The sequence below is a fragment of the Tenacibaculum sp. MAR_2010_89 genome, from assembly GCF_900105985.1.
GTDB lineage: Bacteria > Bacteroidota > Bacteroidia > Flavobacteriales > Flavobacteriaceae > Polaribacter > Polaribacter halocynthiae.
Genome location: NZ_FNUB01000005.1, coordinates 3189585 through 3215304, shown reverse-complemented (window position 1 = coordinate 3215304; position 25720 = coordinate 3189585). Strand labels below are relative to the sequence as shown.

Annotated in this window: 28 protein-coding genes; 9 read left to right on the top strand and 19 right to left on the bottom strand. The window is 28.7% G+C overall.

Translation table 11 applies throughout. The features are described from left to right. Positions 1-210: 210 nt before the first annotated feature. Positions 211-864, bottom strand: coding sequence for a DUF4272 domain-containing protein (locus BLV71_RS17525; protein WP_062053303.1), 654 nt, complete (start codon positions 862-864; stop codon positions 211-213). A 376-nt stretch (positions 865-1240) separates the two neighbouring features. Further along, positions 1241-1687, bottom strand: coding sequence for a GNAT family N-acetyltransferase (locus tag BLV71_RS17520; RefSeq protein WP_093871795.1), 447 nt, complete (start codon positions 1685-1687; stop codon positions 1241-1243). A 98-nt stretch (positions 1688-1785) separates the two neighbouring features. Between BLV71_RS17520 and BLV71_RS17515 the strand changes: the two genes are divergently transcribed. Further along, on the top strand, positions 1786-2220 hold the full coding sequence (locus BLV71_RS17515) for a GNAT family N-acetyltransferase (protein WP_093871794.1): 435 nt from the start codon (positions 1786-1788) through the stop codon (positions 2218-2220). Positions 2221-2222: 2 nt separating this feature from the next. On the opposite strand, the gene BLV71_RS17510 is transcribed toward BLV71_RS17515, so the two are convergent. From BLV71_RS17510 to mtaB, 5 genes are all read right to left on the bottom strand, one after another. After that, entirely contained in the window at positions 2223-2429 is a 207-nt protein-coding gene (locus BLV71_RS17510) for a hypothetical protein (RefSeq protein WP_093871793.1), read from the bottom strand. After that, complete coding sequence (locus tag BLV71_RS17505; protein WP_093871792.1) at positions 2430-3335, bottom strand: lytic transglycosylase domain-containing protein; 906 nt, start codon at positions 3333-3335, stop codon at positions 2430-2432. It lies immediately after the preceding gene. Positions 3336-3362: 27 nt separating this feature from the next. Continuing rightward, on the bottom strand, positions 3363-4028 hold the full coding sequence (locus BLV71_RS17500) for an alpha/beta hydrolase family protein (protein WP_093871791.1): 666 nt from the start codon (positions 4026-4028) through the stop codon (positions 3363-3365). After that, a complete protein-coding gene (locus BLV71_RS17495; protein ID WP_093871790.1) occupies positions 4028-4783 on the bottom strand; it encodes a DUF6438 domain-containing protein in 756 nt (251 codons plus the stop codon). Before BLV71_RS17495 ends, BLV71_RS17500 begins: the two co-directional genes overlap by 1 nt. Before the next feature lie 134 nt (positions 4784-4917). Next, positions 4918-6234: a tRNA (N(6)-L-threonylcarbamoyladenosine(37)-C(2))-methylthiotransferase MtaB gene (gene mtaB, locus BLV71_RS17490; RefSeq protein WP_093871789.1), complete on the bottom strand. Its 1317-nt coding sequence runs from the start codon at positions 6232-6234 to the stop codon at positions 4918-4920. 123 nt (positions 6235-6357) lie between these two features. On the opposite strand from mtaB, the gene BLV71_RS17485 reads away from it, so the two are divergent. From BLV71_RS17485 to BLV71_RS17470, 4 genes are read left to right on the top strand one after another with little or no spacing between them, the layout of a single operon-like run. Continuing rightward, a complete protein-coding gene (locus BLV71_RS17485; RefSeq protein ID WP_093871788.1) occupies positions 6358-6858 on the top strand; it encodes a GNAT family N-acetyltransferase in 501 nt (166 codons plus the stop codon). Next, positions 6855-7175 carry an antibiotic biosynthesis monooxygenase family protein gene (locus tag BLV71_RS17480; RefSeq protein WP_093871787.1) on the top strand — a complete coding sequence of 107 codons (321 nt, stop codon included), beginning with the start codon at positions 6855-6857 and terminating at the stop codon, positions 7173-7175. The genes BLV71_RS17485 and BLV71_RS17480 overlap by 4 nt, the downstream gene beginning before the upstream one ends. A 4-nt stretch (positions 7176-7179) precedes the next feature. Further along, positions 7180-7692 carry a DUF4442 domain-containing protein gene (locus tag BLV71_RS17475; protein ID WP_093871786.1) on the top strand — a complete coding sequence of 171 codons (513 nt, stop codon included), beginning with the start codon at positions 7180-7182 and terminating at the stop codon, positions 7690-7692. Further along, positions 7649-9289 carry an ABC transporter substrate-binding protein gene (locus tag BLV71_RS17470; RefSeq protein WP_255405264.1) on the top strand — a complete coding sequence of 547 codons (1641 nt, stop codon included), beginning with the start codon at positions 7649-7651 and terminating at the stop codon, positions 9287-9289. The genes BLV71_RS17475 and BLV71_RS17470 overlap by 44 nt, the downstream gene beginning before the upstream one ends. A 22-nt stretch (positions 9290-9311) precedes the next feature. Here the strand turns inward: BLV71_RS17470 and BLV71_RS17465 are convergent, their stop codons facing one another. The 6 genes from BLV71_RS17465 to BLV71_RS17440 form a co-directional block, all read right to left on the bottom strand. Further along, positions 9312-9743 carry a hypothetical protein gene (locus BLV71_RS17465; RefSeq protein ID WP_093871785.1) on the bottom strand — a complete coding sequence of 144 codons (432 nt, stop codon included), beginning with the start codon at positions 9741-9743 and terminating at the stop codon, positions 9312-9314. A gap of 164 nt (positions 9744-9907) precedes the next feature. After that, on the bottom strand, positions 9908-10804 hold the full coding sequence (locus BLV71_RS17460; protein ID WP_093871784.1) for a sterol desaturase family protein: 897 nt from the start codon (positions 10802-10804) through the stop codon (positions 9908-9910). A gap of 64 nt (positions 10805-10868) precedes the next feature. Then, positions 10869-11456 (bottom strand): alpha-ketoglutarate-dependent dioxygenase AlkB, encoded by a 588-nt coding sequence (locus BLV71_RS17455; RefSeq protein WP_093871783.1) that lies wholly within the window; start codon positions 11454-11456, stop codon positions 10869-10871. A gap of 27 nt (positions 11457-11483) precedes the next feature. Beyond that, the gene (locus tag BLV71_RS17450) at positions 11484-12482 is read right to left on the bottom strand and encodes an SAM-dependent methyltransferase (protein WP_093871782.1); all 999 of its coding nucleotides are present in this window, start codon (positions 12480-12482) and stop codon (positions 11484-11486) included. A gap of 55 nt (positions 12483-12537) precedes the next feature. Further along, entirely contained in the window at positions 12538-13410 is an 873-nt protein-coding gene (locus BLV71_RS17445) for a trypsin-like peptidase domain-containing protein (RefSeq protein WP_093871781.1), read from the bottom strand. Positions 13411-13544: 134 nt separating this feature from the next. Continuing rightward, positions 13545-14165: a hypothetical protein gene (locus BLV71_RS17440; protein WP_093871780.1), complete on the bottom strand. Its 621-nt coding sequence runs from the start codon at positions 14163-14165 to the stop codon at positions 13545-13547. A 344-nt stretch (positions 14166-14509) separates the two neighbouring features. Between BLV71_RS17440 and BLV71_RS17435 the strand changes: the two genes are divergently transcribed. Next, entirely contained in the window at positions 14510-17152 is a 2643-nt protein-coding gene (locus BLV71_RS17435; protein ID WP_093871779.1) for a T9SS type A sorting domain-containing protein, read from the top strand. Positions 17153-17208: 56 nt separating this feature from the next. On the opposite strand, the gene BLV71_RS17430 is transcribed toward BLV71_RS17435, so the two are convergent. The 5 genes from BLV71_RS17430 to BLV71_RS17410 all read right to left on the bottom strand — a co-directional run bounded on the left by BLV71_RS17430 (position 17209) and on the right by BLV71_RS17410 (position 21712). After that, positions 17209-18084 carry a M90 family metallopeptidase gene (locus tag BLV71_RS17430; RefSeq protein WP_093871778.1) on the bottom strand — a complete coding sequence of 292 codons (876 nt, stop codon included), beginning with the start codon at positions 18082-18084 and terminating at the stop codon, positions 17209-17211. Between the two features lie 93 nt (positions 18085-18177). Then, positions 18178-19215 carry a M28 family metallopeptidase gene (locus BLV71_RS17425; protein WP_176974434.1) on the bottom strand — a complete coding sequence of 346 codons (1038 nt, stop codon included), beginning with the start codon at positions 19213-19215 and terminating at the stop codon, positions 18178-18180. Between the two features lie 70 nt (positions 19216-19285). Further along, on the bottom strand, positions 19286-19990 hold the full coding sequence (locus tag BLV71_RS17420; protein ID WP_363322644.1) for an ABC transporter ATP-binding protein: 705 nt from the start codon (positions 19988-19990) through the stop codon (positions 19286-19288). Between the two features lie 111 nt (positions 19991-20101). After that, entirely contained in the window at positions 20102-21133 is a 1032-nt protein-coding gene (locus tag BLV71_RS17415; protein WP_093871775.1) for a FecCD family ABC transporter permease, read from the bottom strand. Continuing rightward, positions 21134-21712 (bottom strand): non-canonical purine NTP diphosphatase, encoded by a 579-nt coding sequence (locus BLV71_RS17410; RefSeq protein ID WP_093871774.1) that lies wholly within the window; start codon positions 21710-21712, stop codon positions 21134-21136. Between the two features lie 222 nt (positions 21713-21934). Between BLV71_RS17410 and BLV71_RS17405 the strand changes: the two genes are divergently transcribed. Next, positions 21935-22795: a hypothetical protein gene (locus BLV71_RS17405; RefSeq protein WP_093871773.1), complete on the top strand. Its 861-nt coding sequence runs from the start codon at positions 21935-21937 to the stop codon at positions 22793-22795. 5 nt (positions 22796-22800) lie between these two features. Here the strand turns inward: BLV71_RS17405 and rlmH are convergent, their stop codons facing one another. Next, entirely contained in the window at positions 22801-23274 is a 474-nt protein-coding gene (gene rlmH, locus BLV71_RS17400) for a 23S rRNA (pseudouridine(1915)-N(3))-methyltransferase RlmH (RefSeq protein ID WP_093871772.1), read from the bottom strand. 123 nt (positions 23275-23397) lie between these two features. Here rlmH and BLV71_RS17395 point away from each other — a divergent pair, with 123 nt between their 5' ends. Both BLV71_RS17395 and nadC read left to right on the top strand, forming a co-directional pair. Continuing rightward, complete coding sequence (locus tag BLV71_RS17395; protein WP_093871771.1) at positions 23398-24771, top strand: glycoside hydrolase family 99 protein; 1374 nt, start codon at positions 23398-23400, stop codon at positions 24769-24771. An 83-nt stretch (positions 24772-24854) separates the two neighbouring features. Beyond that, positions 24855-25715, top strand: coding sequence for a carboxylating nicotinate-nucleotide diphosphorylase (gene nadC / locus BLV71_RS17390; protein WP_093871770.1), 861 nt, complete (start codon positions 24855-24857; stop codon positions 25713-25715). The last annotated feature ends 5 nt before the right edge of the window (positions 25716-25720 follow it).

Below are 25720 nucleotides of genomic sequence, written 5' to 3'. Positions count from 1 at the left end.
TTACTTACAACGGTCTTGTGTATGAAACGTAGCGTGTAAAAAGACGCTAACTTTTCGGGTTAACACAGAGCCAAATTTTTATATTTTGTTTTTAATTTTTCTCTTTTTAAAAGCCAAATTAAAAATTTGGCGGTCTTTATAAATATACACAAACCTTTCGGTTTAGCACTTATTAGCTATGTTTTATACACTGTGTTGTGCATAGTTGTTTTACGTGTTAAGTGAAATTTCATCCCAATCAAATTCTTTGTAAACTGTATATTCTAATGCTTTTCTTCTTTCCAATATTATGTCCAAATCAACTTTGTCCGATTGTTTTCCAGTTAAGTTGTTATTTCGAGCGAACCAATGAGCACGATAAAACTTGTCTAACATTTTAAAGATATCCACTTGATTTCTCAATTTGAATTCAGATATAAATTTTTCAGCTGGTTCGTTTTTCGCAATGTTTGGAATTAAAGAAGCAAGTGAATCTTCCACACCAGTATTCAAAGTCAGATTATTATGAAATCCACCTACCCAAGCGAAAGCCCAAATAGCTTCTACAAACCAATAAATATCGGTTTGAGTTTGTTCGGGCAAGTCAGAATATTCTGTTTCCAAATACTCTAATTCCTCAGCGTTTAGTTTCGTTAAAAGTCCGTTTTCTTTAAGCCATTTTTTTATTATTTCTCTTGGTGCTTGAAGATGCAACTGAAATAATGCTGTGAGAACCATTGTTCTACGAGCAATTTCTTTTGGTTCTCTAAATTCAGGACTATCCAAATAGGGTAGGTGTTCAATTACTTCAATTCCAGAAGAACGTAATTCTCTAGTATTCTTATCTTTTATTTTTTTAGGCTTAATTTTCTTTTGAAACAACATTTTTCTTCAATTATGCACAACTCGTTATATAGAGAACAAAGTTCTCGTTTATTGGATTATAGTTCCGGATAAAAGGAACTTTAGGTAAATATATAAAGAATTACAGAAATTACTTAGGTAACCTGTAAACCTTTATTTTTGATAAATATATAACCTAAAAAAATAGATATAGCAATTGAGTGCTCTAACAATTCTTAACAATACCAAACATAAGAAATATTATTACTATTTACAATTATATTTGTGTTATAGCTCGCTCATAGGAAACTAGAAAATCAAACCTTATCTAGAGAAATCATCACTCAATTATACTATATATATTGTTGAAGAATGCAGATAGAATTTATTATTTCGCTTAAAAAAAACTCAATGTTAATTAATAAAAAGAGTTATCTTCTCTTAAAACTTTTAGAAAATGAAAACCATAGATTTCGAAGCCTTCATTATAATAGAATTTATGAGACTTTCTATTTCCTGTATAGGTATTTAATTCCATTGCTTCACATCCTTTTGATTTAGTGTATTCATAAATCCAATTAAAAAATTGCTTACCAATGTTTTTCCCACGATATGTTTCATCTATAACAACATGATCAGGTTCAACACTTTTACCAATATAATGTCTTGTGCTATACCAAAGTCCGCAAATGCCTATTAATTTATCATTGTCAAAAGCACCTACACATTCGTAGTTTGAATAGGTAGTCATTTCTTCAACACGTAATTTTAAAATATCACTAGGGGTAGTAGTGTTTACAACTGTTAATAAAGGTATGATTTTAGAAATTCTTTCTTTATCAATAGGTTTAAATATTAAATTCATCAATAAATAGTTAAATATTAAATGCTTCTTATTTTTTAGATTAGATAAGAATTTTTTTATACTAAATTTGTGTAAAATTAAGGGATAAAATTATAAAAATGGATACTGTAATTAAAAAAATTAAGACGGAAGACACTTATTTGATAAGAAAAGAAGTTTTAAGAAAAGGAATTGACTTACCGTATAAGTTTGTGGGTGATTTTGATGATGAAACATACCATTTAGGAGCTTTTTTTAATGATAAGCAAGTAGGTATTGTAACATTGATGAAAAGTGAAAATAATATCTTTGTAGATAATCAATATCAATTAAGAGGAATGGCAACTTTAATAGAAGTAAGAGGAAAAGGAATTGGTAAACAAATTGTAAATGAAGCACTATCCTTATTAAGGAATGATGGAGTTACTACTTTATGGTGTAATGCACGAGAAGAAGCTTCTTCTTTTTATAAAGGACTGGGTTTTACTATAGTAGGAGAGTCCTTTATTGTAGAAAAAGTAGGTGTACATTATGTAATGACTATTGACTTATAAAGCTATTCTTTATTTCTTAATTTTTTAATACCGTCAAACAGAAACCAACTTGCAAAAAGGGCTCTTACAACGAGAAAAATTAATTTATTCTCGGTATGGAAGTTAAGCAATACTCTATAGGAGCTTTTTTCTTGTAAAACACTGTTAATTGTACCAACAATTATAAATACACCAATTACGATATATAGGTAAGGAAGAATTTTTTTCATTTATTTAGAGGTAGGTATTTTTATAATATATTCTTTTCTACTTTTATTATTTAATTTTGTTTCTCTAAGCCAAGGATTTACTATTTTTAAATCTTTATAGGTAATTCCATAATTTTTAGCAAAGCTTGCAATGTTAGTAATGGCAGTGTCAACTTTAACTTCATAGGTTGAAGGAAATGTATATAGATCTTCTTGATCAAAAACAAATCCATATTTTTTAGGGTTTGATAAAACTTCTTTTAAAGCCAATATTCTGAAAATATACCTTCCTGTTTCGGTATTTAATAATAAATCGTAATAATCAGTTACTTGTTGTTGCTTTAAACGTTGAGAAATTCTTCCATTCCCAGCATTATAAGCAGCAGCGGCAAGCGTCCAAGAACCAAACTTTCTTTTAGCTTTTTTTAAGTAAGCAGCAGCAACTCTAGTTGATTTTTCTAAATTATAACGTTCATCAACATTTCTATTAACTTCTAATCCAAATTCACGACCAGTTGATGGTAAAAAATGCCAATAACCAGCAGCCCCTTTTGATGATGGTATGTTTATTAAAGCACTTTCTGCTACGCATAAGTATTTAAAATCATCAGGTAAGTCATATTTCTTTAATAAAGGTTCAATGATAGGAAAAAACTTATGAGCACGTTTTATAAGTAATAAACCATTTGATTGCCAATAGGTATTCACCAATAACTCACGATCCATTCGTTCTTTAATATCGTTTCTATCTAAAGGAACTTGTTCTCCAGCTAACTCCATTCTTTCAGGAACTTTAATAGCTTTTATCTCATAGCTTTCAGCAACGTTTTTTATAACTGGCTCTTTATCTTTACTAATAGTATTCATTAGTAAAAGAGCTAAAGTAATGATGGTTATTGTAGGTAAAAATCGTACTAGCTTATTCATTTTCTTTTCTTTTAACTGTTCCTTTTACTAAGTTAGCAAAAAACATTCCCTTTCTAAAATTTTTGATATAGTTTTTGCTTTATTTAATATCATAATGTGCGTACCATTCTTTACAATAATTGAGTTTTTAATGTTTTTGATAGGGAAAATCTCATCTTTATCGCCATGAATGTGCACAATGTCAGTTAGTTGATTTTGTTGTTCCCAGTGTAGTACATTATATATAGCCCAGTGTAAATAATCTTCATGCCTTATTGATAAATAAACTTTATATAACTCAGCTCTCTTTTTTAAGTAGTCATTAAAGAAGTATTGTTCATATTTTTCAATATTGGAAATTATCTTGGTAGGAAATAATTTATAAGCTTTAGTTACTTGAGCAAGTTTTAAACGTTTAGGTAGCTCTTCATTACTTTTAATACTTGAAATAATAATAACTTTTTTATGTTGAATATGTTTACTCATCTCTTGTACCATAATTCCACCAAATGAAACCCCTATCAAAATAGGGGTTTCATGTTTAATAGTAGCACACATACGTTTAGAGTAATCTTGTATGCTTTCATCAACAGATGTTGGTAGTATCCATTCTAAAAAATGAAGTTGAAATTTATCTTCAGGTAAAGAAATGTGTTCAAATATTTTGGTGTTAGCTGCTAAACCAGGAACAAAATAAATATGCTGTTTTTGCATTATTCATAGAATTTTTTCTCTAATAATAAACCTTCAATGTATTCATGGATGTCGATTAATTCATCAGGAATATCATTCCATAAACGGATTTTAATTTGTTTATTTTCATAAGTAATAAAAGTACTTGCCAAATCCATTACTCTTGGGTTGTCATAAACATCATTAAAACTTTCAAAACTCTTTTTTGATAGTTTTTCTTTCAATGTTTTAAATTCTTTTTCTGTAAGCTTAAACTTATGTATTCCTTTTACAGTAACCGATTTAATTCCGTTGTACAAAGCATTACCATCTTTATCTATAGAAAAATCAAATTCAGGGCAATCTCCAAAACAGGCTGTTTTTCGAAGGCTTATTAAGGTGTTTTTTTCTTTTTCTATTAAGTTATTCAAGGTTTTAGTAGAGTTCTTAGCTATAAATCTAAACTCACCAGTTTCTTGCAAACGTTTAATCCAAATATCTTGTTGGTCATTAGGAACAGTAATAATTCCTATTGCGGTAGTTTTAGTATCATAAGCAGTTTTACTCCAAGTTAAACCACTGTTTTTTACTAAGCTTTTAACATCATTGCTGCTTTTACTATTTTTAAGAACAACAATTAGCTCGTTATTATTAGTTTCCGTAACTGTTATTTTTTTAGTTTTTTTAGTTTCTACATTTTCTGTAGCTTCTTTAATTTCTTCTTTAGCAGGAACTGTTTTTTTGGGAGAACTACAATTTAAGATTAATAAAAAAATTGAGGATAAAAGGTACTTCATAATATGATTTTGTTAGATTGAAATAATTGTACACTAAAAGTACATTATTTCAATCTAACAAAAAGTGTAAATTGAATTTTTTATCAGTTAATGGAACTATAAAATAGAAAAGAGCTTTGAATTATTGTTTTAAACTAACAAAATTCAAAACGAACAATACCATCTTCATCAATTTTAGTTAAGGTAACTTTATGAAGGGTGTTAACTAACTCTGGATTCCAAGGTGTTTTTACTTTTACATAGTTTTCAGTAAAACCATGTATATACCCTTCTTTATTTTCACTTTCAAATAAAACAGTTAACGTATTATTGATTTGACTTTCGTAAAAAGCTCTTCGTTTTTTAACAGATAAACCACGTAACATTTTACTACGTTTTGCACGAATGTTTTTAGGTACCACACCATCCATTTCAACTGCTTCTGTATTTGGTCTTTCAGAATATGTAAAAACATGTAAATAAGAAATATTCATTTCACTTAAATAGTTGTAAGTTTCCAAGAATAATTCATCTGTTTCACCAGGGAAACCAACAATAACATCAACACCAATACAAGCGTTTGGCATTACTTCTTTAATTTTTGTAACTCTGTTGGTGTATATTTTTCTCATATAACGACGCTTCATTTTTTTTAATAAAGTATCGCTACCAGATTGTAATGGGATATGAAAATGAGGAACAAACGTATTTGATTTTGAAACAAAATCGATAGTTTCATCTTTTAATAAGTTTGGCTCAATAGAAGAAATACGTAAACGATGGATACCTTCTACTTTATCTAAAGCTTGTACTAGCTCTAAAAAGGTATGTTCGTGTTTTTTATTCCCAAATTCCCCTTTACCATAATCACCAATATTTACACCAGTAAGTACAATTTCTTTAATTCCTTTTTCAGAAATTTCTTTGGCGTTTTTCAAAACATTTTCTAAAGTATCACTTCTAGATATTCCACGGGCTAACGGAATAGTACAATAAGTACATTTATAATCACAACCGTCTTGAACTTTTAAAAAAGCACGGGTTCTATCTCCAATAGAATAAGAACCTACATAAAAATCAGCTTCTTCAATTTCACACGAATGAACTTCACCTATATCATTTTTTGTTAAATCATTAATATAGCTGGTAACATTAAATTTTTCGGTAGCACCTAATACTAAATCTACTCCATCAACATTAGCTAACTCTTCAGGTTTTAATTGCGCATAGCAACCAACACCTATAACAAAAGCTTCTTCATTTTGTTTTAAGGCAGATTTCACTACTGATTTAAATCGTTTATCAGCATTATCAGTTACTGAACATGTATTGATAACATATACATCTGCTTTTTCTTCAAACTCAACACGGTTAAAGCCTTCGTTTACAAAGTTTCTAGCAATTGTAGAAGTTTCTGAGAAATTTAATTTACATCCTAATGTGTAAAAAGCTACTTTTTTATCTGCGTTCATTCTTCTTTCTATCCTTAATAAAAAACAAAAAACTTGTATAAGTCTTTAATTTTTTGGAAGTTCGTATGATTGTATTACTTATTCTGTCTGAGACAGATTTTAAACTGCAAAAGTACTTAATTTATGATAATTTTTGAAACGGAAAGATTACTCGTTAGAAAACTTGTTTTAAGAGATTTAAATCCTTTTTATGAGTTAGAAAGTAATCCATTGGTTTTGCAATACGCAACAGGGGAAGTAAAAACACTAACTGAATGTGAAAAAGAACTAAAAGAGTTGATTGTTAAATATGATCAACCTAATAATGATTTTTGGATTTATGCTATTGAAAGAAAAGCAGACAATGAGTTTATAGGTACTGTTGCTTTGGTTAAAGATGGAGAAGATGATGAAATTGGGTATCGTTTTTTAGAAAAGTATTGGGGAAAAGGATTTGCTAGTGAAATTTGTGCAAGTTTAATTACCTACTGTAGGGCATTTGGAATGAAAAAATTAGTGGGCTATGTAGTTGATGATAATATTGCATCTGCTAAAATTATAGAACGCCATAATTTTAAAATTGTTAAGAAATTTGTTAGTGAAGATATTGGCTTACCAGAAACTAAATATGAACTTTATTTATGATTGAAGATACACTTAAACCGCCTTATTATGCAGTGATTTTTACCACTCAATTATCTGAAACCATTGAAGGGTATTATGAAATGGCAGAAAAAATGGATGAGTTAGCTAAAAAGCAAGATGGATATTTAGGAGTTGAGTCGGCAAGAAGTGATGTTGGAATTACTGTTTCTTACTGGAAAAATTTAGAAGCAATTACTAATTGGAAAAATAATATTGAACATACCGAAGCAAGAGATATAGGAAGAGATAAATGGTATAAAAAATATCAATTGCGTATTTGTAAAGTAGAACGTGAGTATGGATTTGAAAAAAAATAAATAAATGTACGCAACAATTTCATCTATTTTAAAAAAGTTTTTAAAGGAAAGTACTATATTTAAGTATGGCTTTAACTTGTCGCCAATGTATAGGAGGTCTACTGGTAGAATAACAAGTGTTTCTGATGACTTATTTATGGTTAAGGTAAAAATTCCTATTAGTTATAAAAATAAAAATTATGTAGGTTCAATATTTGGAGGTAGCTTGTTTTCTGCTACCGATCCTGTTTTTATGATTCAGTTGATGCATATTTTAGGAAATGACTATGTTGTTTGGGATAAAAATGCGACGATTAATTTTAAAAGACCAGTAAAGGAAAATGGATATGTTGACTTTATTTTCACCAAAGAAGAGATAGAGAATATAAAAGAACGTGTTACAAAAGAAAATGAAATAGATTTAGTAAAAAAGATACAAGTTTTAAATAAAGAAGGTTCTACTGTTTTTGTAGAAGTATCTAAAACCATATACATTGCAAACAAAAAGTATTATAAAAATAAAAGAAAAAATAAATAGTCTTTTATTAATTTTCACAATTGTATTAATACTAGTTTCATGTAAAAATGAGAAAAGTAATTTTACTGAAACACAAGTGTTTCGTTATAATGAGCATTCTAATATCACATCATTAGATCCTGCTTTTGCAAAAGATCAGCGAAATATTTGGGCTGTTAATCAGTTGTTTAATGGATTAGTACAGTTAGATGATAGCTTACATATACAACCAGATATAGCTAAAAGTTGGACTATTTCTAATGATGGAAAAAAATATAAATTTACTTTAAGAAAGGATGTTTTTTTTCACCCGCATACACTGTTTGGAGAAGAAAAAACAAGAAGTGTAAATGCTGTTGATTTTGAATATTCATTTAACAGATTGTTAGATAAAAATGTAAGTTCACCTGGAGGTTGGGTATTACAAAATGTAGATAGTTTTAAAGCAGTAAACGATTCAACTTTCTATATCAATTTAAAACAACCATTTCCGCCATTTTTAGGTTTATTAGCAATGAAGTACTGTTCAGTGGTTTCTAAAGAAGCTATAGAATATTTTGGAGATACATTTAGAGCAAATCCAATTGGTACGGGTCCGTTTCAGTTTAAATTATGGGTTGAGAATACGAAATTAGTATTACGTAAAAATCCGTTATATTTTGAAAAGGATTTTCAAGGAAATCAATTACCTTATTTAGAAGCTGTGGCTGTTACTTTTCTTCCTGACAAGCAAAGTGAGTTTTTACAATTTATTCAAGGTAATTTAGATTTTATGAAAAGTTTAGATGCTTCTTACAAAGATGATATTTTAACTACAAATGGTACTTTGAAAGAGAAGTATGTTGATGAAATTCAGATGCAAACTGGGCCTTATTTAAATACAGAATATTTGGGTATTTATTTAGAAGGTGAAAAAAGCTTGCCAACTCAATCTAAATATATTCGACAAGCAATTAATTATGGGTTTGATCGTGAAAAGATGATTAAATTTTTACGTAATGGTATTGGTATTCCAGCTTTAAATGGATTTATTCCAAAAGGATTACCATCGTTTAATAACCAAACGGGATATTCTTACAATTCTGCAAAAGCTAAAAAATTAGTAGAGCAATATATCGAAGAAACAGGAAGCAAAACACCTGAGATAACGATAACTACTAATAGTAATTATTTAGATTTGTGTGAATTTATTCAAAGAGAACTGCAAAAAATAGGGTTACAAACTAAGGTTGATGTAATTCCTCCATCTACATTACGTCAAGGTAAAGCAAGTGGTAAGTTACCTGTTTTTAGAGCTAGTTGGATTGCAGATTATCCAGATGCTGAAAATTACGTGTCATTGTTTTATAGTAAAAACTTTACGCCAAACGGACCTAATTACACTCATTTTAAAAATGAATACTTTGACTTTTTATATGAACTATCTATTAAAGAAGTAAATAATAAAAAGCGATATACCTTATATCAAAAAATGGATAGTATTATTATTAATGAAGCTCCCATTGTTCCTTTGTATTATGATGAAGTAATTAGATTTAGTCAAAAAAACATACGAGGATTAGGTATTAACCCCATTGATTTATTAAATCTGAAACGTGTTAAAAAAACGAAGAAATAATATTTTTCACATATTGTCTAGCTTACTTTAACCATTCTTTATGTATTGAAGAGCTTGAAAACCATAATGCAAATACTCCAAGTAGAATTACTAGTATTGGCATTGTAATAGTTTGTATTATTCCATATACTTCTATAGATTTTGTAAATAGTACATTGTGTATCATTTGTGGTATTATTGCACATAATGAAATAAGAAAGGCAGATTTTGCTAACTTCTTTTTTAATAGTAAAGCAATTGATCCAATAAAACCAAAGAATACAGCTATTGCAAAAACAAAAATTGTCCAAGTAGGATAGCTACTATAAAGTTCTTGTTGTTCTATTGGTAACAGTGCTAAAGCTTCTTCAGAGATAAAAGTATGTGCAAAAAAAGAAAAAACTCCCATGATATTCCATAAAAGTAAAAAAAGAGCAAGTCCCCAGAACCATTTTGGTATTGTTATTTTTTTCATAATTTTTGTATGAAATTGAGATTGATAAAAAATGAACTTATTTAGTTGAATTATAGTTTTTTGTGAAGTTAGTAAATAAATAAGAAAACACAAAAAAGTGATCTAAGATTACTGGAAGTATAATAATCAATTGAATATTCTTTTGTGTTTTCTTAATTTAATAATTATTTGCAACAAGTTTTAAAGCTCAGAAATGGATACATTATATGTTTTAAATAGTTATTCTTTTTAGGGTAGTTATTATTTATTTCTTCAATAACACCTACCTCTTTAACTGTTCCAATTCTATTGTAGTATGTACCTAATAATAGATCCCAAAAAGGGAAAGTATTACCAAAGTTTTTAGCCTCTTTTATTTTTTTACTATGATGAAAATGATGAATGTGTGGGGTAACTATTACATAATCCCAAAAACTTTTTTGAGTATAAATATTAGCATGAGAAATATAGGCTACTATTATATGAGTAATACCTACTAAATAAATTACTTCTTTGTTAAATCCTAATAACAAAAGAGGGAGCATTTTAAATATAACGTTTAAAAACATATTGATGGGGTGTACCCAGTTAGTTTTAAACCAATTTAGTTTTGTTGGTATATGATGTATAGAGTGAATTTTCCATAAAAAGATACTTAAATATGAATTTTTAGTTCCTTTATGACTAATTCTATGATATAAATAAGGAAGGAGTTCTCCTATTAGATTAGCTATAATATATGTAATTATAAGGGGGGTTGTGTCCCATAAATTTAGAGAATAAAAAAATATTTCTTGTAAGATTAGTACAATATACAATGTCATCATTTTTCCTAAAGCATCAAATAAAGCTGCTGAAAAAATAAAATGTTTAAGGTCTATCCAGATAGATTTTTTTGTAGGATTCCATTCTTTTTTTAAAGGGATTAAACTTTCCAAAAATAGAATATAAATTAAAGTGAAAAGGAAAATACTATAGGATGAAAGTTCAAAATTCCAATTATTTTTTAAGGTTAAAAAACCAAAAATACTTGTTGATGTTAAAAGTAAAGGTACTGCTAAAAGTGATAGTGTTTTGTGCATCGTTTTTGTTTTATTTTGTAGACGTTAAGAGGGAACAAAAAGATGCAAGAATGTGTTTTTTAAATTATTTAAAACCAGATTCTCTAAAAGTAATATTTATTCTACCGTTTTTATAGGCTGGGTTTTTAGGTAAACTATGGGTGTACCTTTCTTGCGAGTAATCTTTCATTACCAACAAACTTCCATTAGCTAAATCTAAAGAATAAACTTCTTCTGTATCGTTTTTCTTAAAACTAAATTGACGAGTTTCACCTAAACTAATGGAAGGTAAAATAGTTTTATAACCTGAGGTTTGTTGGTCAAAATGATAAGGAGCAAAATAGTTTCCATTAGGGTAAAATAAACACATGGCAAGTTCAAATTGATTTCCTGTGAATTTTTCTACACGTTCTTTAAGTGTAGCCATTAAACCAGACCACAAAAATGCTTTTCCGTGAATACTTTCCGGATGATTATTAAGCTGTATTAATCTTTCAGTAGCAAATAATATTTTAAAACTATCGGTCACTAATTCTTTATCTCCTACTGTAACAACTAATTGGTTTTTGTGTAAATTATATTCATTTATTAAAATTTCATAAAGAGTATCAGCTTCATTTTGTGTTAAAAAATCTGGGGTGTATTCAACTAAACAATCTAAAGGGAGTTTCATATTAATTTATTTTTTATGAAAAATTTCTTATTCTAATTTACATTTTAATTCTATGTCAGGTTCAATTTGATAAGTGAAAATAATAGCATTATTTAGAAAAGGTTGTTCTAAGGTCATTTCTAATGGCAATGTTAAAGAAGATTCATTTCTGTTTAGCCAAATATTATTATAAACATGTACTTGAGTATCTAATAACATACTTTTATATGCACTCATGTTTAAAGAAGTAAAATCTATTTTTTTATCGGGTAATTGTATAGGTGTATGCTGTTTTCCTTCATGTGAAGCTATAACTTGTCTTACATCTAAAATATTTCCCATTTTATGTTCAGATAAATCTGAATTTGCTTTAGTGTTATTTGATAAGCTCATATTTATGAGTACATTTTCAGGAATTAATGTAACATCTTTATTGAATTGAGGAAGCAAATTGTAAAGAATGGGTACGTACGATTCTCTGTATAATAAAGCATCTAAGGTTTCACTAAAAAGAATATGAAATTTGTTAGCTTCTGGAACTTTAAATGTTACTGCATCAGCCAAATAGAATTCTTGAACATAGTCAGTTAAATCTAATGATTTAATAAGCTTTTTAGCAGAATCAATTGAAGCTTTATTTATTTCTAATAAGGTAAATTGTATTTCTTCTGGAGTAAAAAGAGGTGCTATTAGGCTAATAAATGGAGCGTATGGGCCACAACCTGCATAAAAAAAATGGATAGTTTCTTTTGGATGTTTTTTTTGCTTTTCTTTAATTGCTAATACTACAGCTTTTAAAAATTTTACAGTTCTTTTATAGTCCAATAAACACTGAGCAGCATGGTTTAAACCTAAAGCTTTTCCTTTTGCAGAAGGAACTGCAGCTAAATGTTCAATTTTATTGTCAAAACCTGTTATTTCTGTAAGTTTTTGAAAATGAAGATGGATGTCATTTAGTTCTTTTTCAACTTCCTCTTGATTAAGAGTTGATTCTAATAAAGTTAGCGTTGATTTTTTTAGGCTATTAATTATTTCTTTGTTGCTCATTTTAAGTTGTTAGGTTTAGTAGTTAAAGAAGCTGAGTTTTGTAGGTGTGTAATTTTTAGGTTTTGGTATATTTAATACTATGGAAATCAAGAAAATTAAGTATTGTTTCTACATGTGCTCCCCAACCAACATTAAGAAATTGGTTTTCCTCAATATCTTTATTCCCTTTTTTTATTTTAGGAGAAAATCCAAGAGGTAAATGTCTTGTTTGTGATTGTATTGCCCATATGTTTCCATCAGTATCAAAAATTGGCCCACCACTTTGACCTCTTAAGCCTGGGGTAGAAGTCTCTATATATTTGATGTCAAATTTATTATCTAAAGATTTTCCTGCAACAATATTTCGAGTGAAAATACCATCTATTGGGAATCTTGGAATTGGGAATATTGATGAATCAAATGTAAAAGAATTGTTTTGTTCATTAAATGTGGATTTAACATCATAAAAAGGATATCCTAATTTACAGAGGCTAGTACCATATTTTAAATCTTTAGGGTTTTTAAAAATGGGGTAATTATTACAAAATGCTGGGTTGTAATTTTCTATTTTGCCAATAGCAATATCATTTTCTTTTAGAATATGAAAATTTTTAATTCTATGACTGTCATGACCCCACCAATGTGATGAATTTATTACCCAATTAGGTTTTGAACTTAATTTTTTAATTTTTTTTAATTTCTCTTTCTTATTAAGGTTAGAGTCATTTTCAATTTGAGTTAACTTGGTGTTAAAGTCTTGAATTTCTTTATTGTTTTGATTAAAAGCAATTAGAGAGTCAAGCATATGAGCAACAGTAATAATCCAACCTTCGTCATTTATGATTACAAAACTACCCAAGTTGTTTTTAATTTCTCCATTAAATAAACGAGAAGAAACTAAAAGAGGTTGAGTATAAGTACTTGCTATTTCATAAGCTTTTGAAAACATGTATTTTGTTTTTTTAGTTCCTACAAATAATATTTTGTTTGTAGGATGTAGAGTATTGATAAAAATACAAATATTTAATGTTTTAAGAGTTGAATTATTTATAATACTAAGATTCTTGAAAGATTAAATACTATTTAGCTTATAGGAATAAAAGTACCAGATGTAGCATCATATTTTAATGATATTTGAGTCTCTCCTCCTGAAAAATCAATTTTAGTCATTGGCGAGGTTATGTTGTTTACAATAGTTGCAGTTTGTAAATTTGATTCTATCCATAAATATAATGAATTAGCTGGTTCCATAGTAATGGTACTTCTGAATAGAACTGAGTTTCCAGAAATAGGATTGTTATTTATTACTTGACCATTTACTACGGCATTTTGATATAAACCAACAGTCATATAAGGATTGTTACTGAAATTATTTTGTAGTGCATAACTATTTGGAGAACCTCCATTGCTTGGGCCACTAATTGTTCCATTGTCTTCAAGAGTATACATTTTGTTTTGTGCAGAAGGAATAGGAGTGCTGGATAGCATAGTAATTTTAGCGCCAGTTTTAACTTCAGTATTAGATACATAAATACCTAGTTCTTCTTTAAATTCAAGAGTGTTGTTTTGAAACGGTTTAAGTATTAGCCATGCAACAGACGGCTTGCCACCTCCAACAGGTTTTGCAATTGCAACATTACTATTAGTTTCATAGATGTGTTTTAAATCTTGATCTGTAAAATTAAAGTTTAATTGAAAAGTCATGATGTTTGTAGTTTTTAGGTTTTTGTAAAAATGTAAAGACAATTTATAAGTCAATACTTAGATTAAAAGTATAGTAAGAATAATAGAGAATGTTTTTTTATACCTTAAGCGTTTGATTTTTGAGTATTGATGTTGATTTCATTTAGCTAGAAAATATGAATGTTTCTTAAGTTGAAAAAAGAGTTCAAAAAAATGTCTACGTGTTTTTAATCGATGGAATTATAACCTCTGTATTTTGTTTTGTGTTGTTAGTGGAATTTCTTTGCAAAGAATAAAATGTATATCTACCTTTTTATTTCCTACTACACCCCGTAAACTCCGTTTAATTTAAAATACTTTACAAAATGAGAAACAAGCTTCTACTAGCATGCTTATTTTTTAGTTACGTACTTTTTTCACAAACTTTTGTCCGTAATTATAGTAATGCATCAACAACGTATCAATTAAAAATGGAATTCCAAGAGCAATCTTGGGGTGATGTTTATTTAGGTGTTGAGGTCACTAACAAAGGAACAAGTAATCTTAACATTAGAAATTCAAAAGTTATTTTTCTTTCAGATATGAAAGCAAGTTTGGTTAATTTTTTCACGAATGGAAAAATTTCATACCCAACTGCTGTTTTAAATCAAATTCCAGATGGGAACCAATATATTAATACATTAACAATTGGGTTATCTAATGAATCTTGGGTAGATAATACTTTAGGAGTTAATGAAAGTTTTAAATTTAGAATAGATTTAAAAACTGTAACAACTTCTTATGTAAATATTGCCAATACTGTTCAGTTTTTTCTTGAAAATGAAGAGCCTTCATTATTTACAGATGTTATAACTTCTATTTCAGGAAATGAGATTAATGAAGTAATAGTTAGTTTTAAGAATACGGTAACTAATAAAATAAGTACTGAAATCATAACAACATCAAGTACTAACTCGTTAAAAGTTGATCAGAAATATAATATATGGAGTAAAAACTTTGCAAAAGGAACCACTAAATATGTTAGTCAATATACTAAAGAGTCTCCATTAAACTTTATCCCATCAAAGAATAATAATACTGTTGTAATTCCTTTTACAAAAGAAGCGATAGCGTCTTCGAGTTTAAAAGTAATAGTTAATGGATTGCCAAGTGGTATATCAACAGAGTTATCCCTTAAAAACAATGAACTTGAAGGTGTAGATAAGACCCAACAAATAGTTAATGGAAATGTAAATATTCCTGATGTTTTAGTTGGAAGTTATACAGTAAATGTAGCAACCTATTCTGATGCTGTTAATAATTTAGTATATACCCCTAAACATACTGCTTCTGTTGCTATAGTTTTAGGAGGAAATAATGTGATTAGTATTAATTATGAATCAACTTCTGTTCATGAATTTACAGTAAAGGGGTTCCCAAAATATTTATCTCATGGTACTATAACCAATGCTTCAGAAGCATTTGATGATAATTTTAAAAACTCACCTTTAAGTGTCATTTTTAAGTACTCTGGACTAGACGGTGCTGGTGATAGAGGAAAAATACCTGATATGACACCGACAAAAAATACAATTGAGCAGGCAAGAAGATTAGAAGCAAGCCAAGGCGGGAGAGTTATTCTACCAGTTATGGTTCATTACACAGCAAATGCTAGTGGAGGAGGTTCATTAGAAGCTATAAAAGATATGGAAGAAAATCAAAATTTATATTATCATTATAGAAATCTCATACAAGAAATAAAAGTTATTTTGACTTATGAAGATGATAAACACCCAAACCCTGGAGCATTTGTTATAAGTCCTGATTTAATAGGAGCAATTCAACAAGATGTAGCTTTTGGAAATGATCACGATATTAGAACGATGTTAATAAAAGTGAATGAAGAAATAAATAAAGCATTTACAGATGAAGGATTAAGTACTCAATCAATACCAGTTTTCACCAATAATTTAAAAGGGTATTTTCAATCTATTAACTTTTTAATTTATCATGTAGGTGAATGTAAAATACCTTTTGGTTACCAACAAAATGTTTGGGCTGGAGGATCTGCTAGGTGGGTGTATGAAGGGGCTGGTGAGTTTAATAGTCCTGTTGATGAAGCTATTGAAATAGCTACTTTTATGAATGAATTGGAATTATATACAGGTGAATGGAAACCTGATTTTATAGCTTTTGATAGGTATGAAAGGGATTGTTTTGGTCCAGCTGCTATTCAAAATTATGCTTGGACTGCAAAACATTGGGATAAGTATTTGGTTTTTTGTAAAGAAATTTCAGAAAGAATAGGTAATGTGCCTATAATGTTATGGCAAATTCCAGGAGGTCATATGGCTACTAAAAGTGAGGTTACTACTAATTATAACGTAGCACAACATTCTTCAGCTGCTGCACCTTATTTTTTAGGAGATGATAGAATTGGAACAAATATAAATACAATTAAAGATGAGCTAAGGAATATACCATTAACATTAACGCATTATCAAGCTAGTTCTATTGAGGAGCACTTGATGAATGATAATGGGTATGATTGGGGTACATCAAACTTACAACGTTTGGCTAATATGAATGTTTTTTCAATTTTATGGGGTGGAGGTTCAACAACTGGTGTTGGCTCTATAGGTACCAATGGCGATGATGATAAATGGTTAGCAAACAAAATAAAAACATATTATGAGAACCCTCCAGTTTTTAAAACAACTTCAATTCCTGTTTATTCAAAAGGATCGTTTTGTTCAAATATAAACACTGGGAGTGAAGTTAAAACAAATGAGTTTAAAGTTACTTTATTTCCAAGTCCAGCAGAGGATTATTTACAGATTAAAAGTAATGAACTTGATGATGAAATTGAGATTGTAATTTCTGATGTTTTTGGAACTGAGTTAAATCGTTTTAAAAAAATAGAAAGTTCAATTTTAGATGTTTCAAATTTGTCAAAAGGAATATATCTAGTTAAAATATACTCAACAAGAAAAGAGAAGAGTGTTACTAAAATGATTTATAAAAAGTAGTAAGGGAGAAGAGAAAAGAGGTGGCATATTATTAGTGCTACCTCTTTTATTTGTTATTATGCGCTAATGCAACACTTCTTATATTTTAATCCACTATTACAAGGACAAGGACTATTTCTTTTCACAATAATGTCCTGTTTAATATGCAAGTTCATGTCATCCATATCTTGCTTAAAAATTTTTTCTAATAAGTAATATAGTTGAGGATGCTTTTTTGCCAATAATTTAGGGCGTTCAAAAAAGTATTCACTAGCAACTGAAAAAAACTCAGCTCTGTTAGTGCCACCATAAGGATTAATATCAGATGTTTTAGTATATATTTCACCCATTTTTTTATTCATTAAATCAATCCAAGGTATAATATATTGTTTTTCTAGAAGTACTTTGGGTATGCCATCAATTGTTCCATCTAATTTGTCAATTAAATGAATAAATTCGTGAATGGCTGTGTTTTTTTTATCAGATTCATTCTGAAAACCAAGATGCAAAGCAGGTTTAGATAATATCATTTTACCTTCTAAGTACCCATTGCCTACCATTCCTAAAATGTTTCGGTTTGGCCCTTTAGTTTGAAAATTTTCATTAAAAATTGTAGGGTATAAAATAACTTCAGAAATATTAGGATATTTCCATTCAGGAAAGTTAAATATAGGAATGATAGCACTTGAGGCTATAAGTACTTTATCAACATCATTAACTACAGTATTAACACCTATAACGTTGCAGTTTAATAAAAACTCTTGAATTTTGTATTGAAATATTTTTTTTTCATTGTTAGAAAGAGCATTGTAAAAAGCAACGTTTTTAATTAAAATAATTTCCCATGCCTTTTTAAAAGGTAGTTTGGAAATGTTAATTTGTATATGTTTTTTATTGTTTACTGTTACGATTAAATATCCAATTAAAGAAATGATAATAATGCTAAAAATCATTATATTAAGTATTGGTTGGTTTTTATGAAATAAAATAAAAAACTCACCTTTTGGTGAGTTTTATAAACGAGTAACTTAAATAATCAATAACTATTATTTTTCAGCTTTATCAACGATAATACGTTTTTCACGGTTAGCTACTTCCCACGCAGTATGAAAAACTAAACGTGTTCTATTCTCTAACAGTTCGTAGTTAATTTTATCTGGCGTATCAGTTGGTTTATGATAGTCAGCATGTGTGCCGTTAAAGTAGAAAATAATAGGAATATTGTGTTTGGCAAAATTATAATGATCAGAACGATAGTAAAAACGATTAGGATCGTTTTCATCGTTATATTTATAATCTATGTCAATATTAGTGTATTTTTTATTCATAGCTTCTGATATATTATGAAGCTCAGTACTTAATTTATCAGAACCAATAAGGTAAACATAGTTAGGTGTACCTTTATGACGTTCATCAACTCTACCTACCATGTCAATGTTTAAATCAGTAACTGTATTAGCTAAAGGAAAAATAGGGTTTTCAGTATAGTATTTTGATCCTAATAAACCTTTTTCTTCACCGGTTACATGTAAAAATAAAACAGAACGCTTAGGTCCTTTGCCAGCATCTGAAGCTTTTTTAAAAGCTTCTGCAATTTCTAATATAGCTACAGTACCTGAACCATCATCATCCGCTCCATTATATATTTCACCATTTTTAACACCTTCGTGGTCTAAATGAGCAGAAATGATTACAATTTCATCTGGCTTTTCTGTACCTTTAATGAAAGCAACAACGTTTTCAGAATCTTTAAGTTTCATACCTCTACGGTTATTACTTAAATAAGCAGAAGGAACTTCTTGGAAGTAGTCATTACCTCCAATTGGAGATTTAATCCCTTTACTAATGTAAAAATCTTTTAAGTATTTTACAGCTTTTTTTTGTCCAGGTTCACCCGTATCTCTTCCTTCAAATTCATCTGAAGCATATACAAATAAGTGTTGTCCTAAATCTTTAGCTGTAATTGTTTTAGCGAATTTTTCAGCATAATCTGTCGTATCATCATTATCAATAGCAATGGCTTCTTTACTTGAGCTACACGCTACAAGAATTGCTGAACTTGCTATATAAAGTAATTTTTTCATCAATAGTTTAATTAAGTAAGGTTGGTTTTATTGAATGCTAAAAGTATTAAAATAAAACCAACCATCAAATTTAGGATTTCTTAATAACGAATTGTTCTAATGTTTTGTTAAAACTTATAAGTTCTTTAGGGAAAAGTGTTTCAAAAGCATTCTTAGAAATAAGTTCTTTTGAGGTACCTGTATAAATTTCTTCTTCAGAGAGTAATATAAATTCATCTGCTAATTGAATGGCTAAGTTTACTTCATGCGTTGAAATAATAATGGTTTTTTGAGTGTTTTTTACAAGTTTTTTTAAAAGAGAAAAAACTTTAAAAGTATGATGAATATCTAAATGAGCAGTAGGTTCATCTAAGATAATAATTTCAGTATCTTGAGCGAGTGCACGAGCAATAAGGACACGTTGAAGTTGACCATCACTCAATTCATGAAAACGCTTATCTTTTAAATGACTAATTTCTGTTTCATCAATAGCCCAAAGAATTTTTTTTAAATGATTAGGAGTAAGTTTATCAATCCAATTTGTGTATGGTTGACGCCCCAAAGAAACTAATTCAAATACGGTTAATTGACTAAGAGGTAAGCGTTCTGTTAATACTAAACTCAATGAAGTAGCCAGCTCTAAATGTGAATATTCTTCAAGGTTTTTATTATTTACCCTAATAACTCCACTAAGCGGTTTTTGTACTTTAGATAAAGTACGAAGTAAGGTAGATTTTCCAATTCCATTTTTACCTAATAAAGCTACAAATTTACCTCTTTCAATTGTTAAATTAATATTCGAGGCAATGCTGTTTTGTTGCTTTTTGGTATTATAACCAATTGCAAGGTTTTCAGTTTCTAAGACGCTATTTTTAGTGATTTGTGTAATTATATAACTTTTTAAATGTTAAACATAAATTTTCTTTTTTCGTACTAATAGCCAAATAACTACAGGAGCTCCAAATAAAGAGGTAATAGCATTAATTGGAAGTATAAAAGCACTAGTAGGCAATTGTGCTATACTGTCACAAATAAGTAAAATTATTGCGCCAATTAGGGCAGATGCAGGTAGTAATATTTTATGGTTTGAGCTTGAAAATAACATTTTAGCAACATGAGGTACTGCTATTCCTACGAATGCAATAGGACCTGAAAAAGCAGTAATAACACCAGTAAGTAAACTTGTTATTAATAAAATAACATTCCTACTTCTTTTAATGTTTATACCTAAGCTCGTTGCATAATTTTCTCCTAATAAAAAACTATTTAAAGGTTTTATTACGGTAAATGTACTTGTTAAAGCTATAAAGTAAATGATAGCAAAAACGATTATTTCATTCCAAGTTAAATTTCCTAAACTACCAAAACTCCAAAATTGATATTGCTGAATTTGTTCTGCTTCACTAAAATAAGCTAATACACTTATAATTGCTGAAGTTAACGAGCCAAACATTAAACCAATAATTAAAATAGACATTGTATTTCGTACTTTATTTGCTGCAATAATAATAGCAGAAAGTACTAAAAAAGAACCTAAACTAGCTGCAAAAGCTAATGACCAATTTGAAAAAATAAATGATGAAAATATACCCCCAAATATTCCGGAACCTAATATAAATAAAGCTACACCTAAACTTGCTCCTGAAGAAATACCTAAAACAAAAGGTCCAGCTAATGGATTTCTGAACAATGTTTGCATTAATAAGCCACTAATTGATAGCCCGGATCCAACTAAAATAGCAGTAATAGCTTTGGGTAATCGATAATTAATAATGATTGTTTGCCAACTATCTTTAGAGGTACTTCCTCCTGTTAGAATGTCAAAAATATTTGATAAAGGGATTTTTACAGAGCCTAAGCTGATATTTATAAAGAGAAAAAGTATCAGAAGTACTGATAAAATAACAAAATATTGTGTGTATGTTTTAGAAGCACTCAATTAATTTAGTTGTTTTAAAAAATCAATTAGTTTTTGAATAGCTAACCCTCTATGACTGATTTTATTTTTCTCCTCTGAAGACATTTCAGCAAAGGAATTATTATAACCTTTTGGTTGAAAGATAGGGTCATAACCAAATCCCTTTTCTCCTTGTTTTATGGTTAAAATTTCACCAGTACAAATGCCATCAAATAAAAATTGTTTTCCATTTAAATTTAAACAAATAGACGTTCTAAACTGTGCTTCTCTGTCAGTTTTTTTATTTAATTCTGAAAGTAATTTTAGCATATTATTTTCAGAGTTACTTGGTTCACCTGCATATCTTGCAGAATATACGCCAGGAGCCCCGTTTAAGGTTTTAACCTCTAGTCCAGTATCGTCAGCAAAACAATTATAACCAAATTTTTCAGTAATATAATTAGCTTTAATTTTAGCATTTCCTTCAAGAGTAGTTGCTGTTTCTTCAATGTCTTCAAAACAGTTTATATCTTTTAAAGAAAGAAGTTCAATTGAGTTTGGTAACATTTTTTGAACTTCGGCTAACTTATTTAAATTATGAGTTGCAAAAACTAATTTCATTTGATACAAATTTGTTGTCAACAAATGTAGTATTTTTTATCCTCTTAAGAGGAAATGCTGTTATTTATTATGTGAGGATATAGTGGTTGAATGTACTATAAATAAAGGAATTATACTTTAAAGAATAAAGGAGTAATATGAAATGTGTTTTTATCTTAAAGCTTTAATAAGTCATCTTTTTTTGAATTTATGTAGTATATTGTTGACATATAAATATTTGAGATGAAAAGAATTGGATTGCTAATAGTTATTTTTTGTGTATCGTGTAGTTCTGTTGATGAACCAACAAAGTCAGGTGAACAAGGACAATTTATTGATGATTGGACCTATGAGTTTTTTATGGGAAAACCAGATGAGAATGCTTTTAAGTTATGGGTGCCTGAAGGCGTTACTCCTAAAGCAATTTTAGTACTAGCCCCAGGAGGAGGAAATAATGGAACTGGTTTAGTTAATTCTAAAGAATGGCAAGTGTATGCGAAAGCTGAAAAACTTGCTCTTTTAGGGGTTTATGTTAGGTCTGATTTAGAATTAGCTTCCTCTAATATGATAAAAGCATTAGATAAAATTAGTATAAAAAACAAGATAAGTTATATAAGTAATTTACCAGTTTTGTTGAGGGGGTTTTCTCATGGAGGTAGATTTAGTTACACCTTTGCTCAAATATATAGTACTAGAACGGTAGCTTATGTAAATATAAAAGGAAGCATTGGTAATTATAGTACAAATTCACCACCGGGATTATTAATAACTGGAGAGAAAGATGTAAAAGAAAGAAATGAAACAGTAAAAAAAGCATTTTTAATACACAGAGAGAAAAAGAGTATTGTTTGTTTTGCTGAAGAACCCAATATAGGGCATAGTGTTGGAGATTCAGATGTTTTAGCTAGATCGTTTTTTTCATCAGTAATGAAACAAAGGTTAAAGAATAACCAGCTGCAAGAAATTAAAGAAGAAAATACTTTTCTTGGAGATAATATAAATTATAGTTTTTTTGAATACTCTTCTTTTCCTAGTGATAAGAAAAAAGCCAGCTGTTTGGTAGATTCTCAATTTGCTAATGCTTGGAAAGATTTTATAAATTAAAAAAATTATTCGTGGTGATATGGTTCATTTTTAAGAATGGTAAATCCACGATAAATTTGTTCAACAATAAATAAGCGAATCATTTGATGAGAAAATGTCATTTTTGATAAAGAAATTTTTCCGCTAGCTTTTTTATATACAGTATCTGAAAACCCATAAGGCCCACCAATAACTATTACTAATTGTTTAAGTCCAGAGTTCATTTTCTTTTGTAAATATTGAGAAAACTCAATAGAAGTATAATACTTACCCTTATCATCTAATAAAATTAGTTGGTCTGTAGGTTGAAGTTTGGATAAAATTAAATCACCTTCTTTTTCTTTTTGTTGTTGTTCACTTAAGTTTTTTACATTTTTTATATCAGGAATTATCTCTAAAGTAAATTTAATATAATGCTTTAATCTATTTTGATATTCATCAATAAGTTGAATCAGATGTTTATTATCTGTTTTTCCTATGGCAAGTAGTTTTATTTTCATCTAAAATTTAAAAAAGTATAAAAGTATATTAAAAAATATAAGCTTTTTATAGTTTTTAAAAACTTTTTTAAATATATTTATAAAGGCTATAAGTGTTTGTTAATTAAAAAGTTAAAGAAAAAAATGAAAGTAGGTTTATTAAAAACACTACTAGCCTTGATGTTTTTATTTGTCGTGGCTTGTAGTAATGACAACCTGATTGAAGAAAAAAAAAGTAGTGTAGTAAATCAGGAAATAAAAAATTATTATAAAGAGTGGGTAAAAGAGCCAGAAAGTTATGATTTAAACAAAATTCTCAAAGAAGAAGAGATGAATGTATTAAATCGTAAAACCACTATTCAAAGAAAAAAAAAGAAATCCAAAAGACCAATTTTAGTACATTACATGCCCTGGTTTCAATCACTTGAAGTGGATGGAGTTTGGGGGCAACATTGGACAATGACTAATAAAAATCCTAATTTAATTAATTCTGAAGGAAAAAGAGAAATTGCGTCTCATTATTACCCTTTAATAGGTCCTTATTCAACAAAAGATAAAGATTTACAGCAGTATCATTTATTGTTAATGAAATTGGCAGGAGTTGATGGGGTTATTTTTGATTGGTATGGAAAAAGAGATGTTTTAGATTTTGAAGTTATAAAACAAGGAATGGAAAGTTTTGTTTCAGAATTAGAAAAAACAAATCTTGAATTTGCTGTAATGTATGAAGATCGAGTAATTAAAGAACAGGCAAGAAGTTTGAGTCAAGTTCAAATTAATCAAGCTATAGGTGATTTAAAGTATATAAAAAGAAAATATTTTAAGAATAATAATTATGTTCATATAAAGAACGATCCTTTATTAATGGTGTTTGGACCTAGTTATATCGATAGTTCCGAAGATTGGAATATTATATTAAACTCAATAAAAACAGACGTTAATTTATTAACATTATGGAATTCAAAGGTAATGATAGGTGATGGTAATTCTTCAGGAGAATATACTTGGGTTGATAAAAATCATTTGCAAACATTGTCTCAATACTATATAAGTAACATAGATTTTAATACCAATATTGTTGGAGGAGTCGCTTATCCAAGATTTAATGATTTTTATATTGAAGGTGGTTGGAAATTACCTTCAGATAACGATTGGGAGTTAGCAGATAATGGAATGCAAGTGTTTAAAGAATCGTTTGATGAATCATTAAAATATCCAACAGATTTTATTCAAGTAGTTACTTGGAATGATTTTGGAGAAGGAACTCAAATAGAGCCAACGAAAGAGCATGGATTTGAATATTTAGAAATGTTACAAATGTATACAGGAACTAAATACAAAAAAGAAGATTTAAGTGTTGCTTACTATATATATAAGTTGAGAAAAGAACATCCAAATAGCTATGTAGTAAAATTTTTGATGAATGTGGCGCATTATTATGCAATGAATAATCGAATTTCAAAAGCAAAGCAATTGGTTGGTTTAACAATTTTCTATTTCGGAGAAGATTTTCTGTAAACATAGGTTCATAGCTAACTTTTTATATAGTATTCTTTAATTCTTGATGAAAACACTATTTTTACAACAAGAATAAAAGAACAATGATTTCAAAAGAACAATTTAATAAAGAGTTAGATTTAATTATAACGAATGCTATTAGAGAAGATATAGGAGATGGAGATCATACTTCATTATCTTGTATTCCGCCTGAAGCCCAAGGAAAAGCTAAACTTTTAGTAAAAGACGAAGGTACCATAGCAGGAGTAGAATTTGCAAAAAAAGTTTTTGAATACGTAGATAAAGATTTAGAAGTTGAAACTTTAATTCAAGATGGAGAGAGTGTAAAATATGGAGATATTGTTTTCTATGTTTCAGGACGTTCTCAATCTATTTTACAAGCGGAGCGTTTAGTTTTAAATGCTATGCAACGTATGAGCGCTATTGCAACTAAAACTCGTTTTTTTGCTAATTTATTAGATGGAACTGGAACCAAAGTTTTAGATACTCGTAAAACAACTCCAGGAATACGTGCATTAGAAAAATGGGCCGTAAAAATTGGAGGAGGAGAAAACCATAGATTTGCATTGTACGATATGGTGATGATTAAAGACAATCATATTGATTTTGCTGGAGGAATAACACAAGCAATTACAAAAACAAAAAAATACTTAGCTGATAAAGAAATTGACATTAAAATAATTGTGGAAGCTAGAAGTATAGATGAAATTAAGGAAATTTTAGCTAATGAGGGAGTTTATAGAATTTTAATAGATAATTTTAATTATGAAGATACACGTAAGGCTGTAAAAATTATAGGTGATACATGTTTAACAGAATCTTCAGGAGGAATTAATGAAAAAACTATACGAGAGTATGCAGAGTGTGGTGTAGATTTTATTTCCTCTGGAGCATTAACACATTCAGTTTATAATTTGGATCTAAGCCTTAAAGCTGTCGAGTAAATATA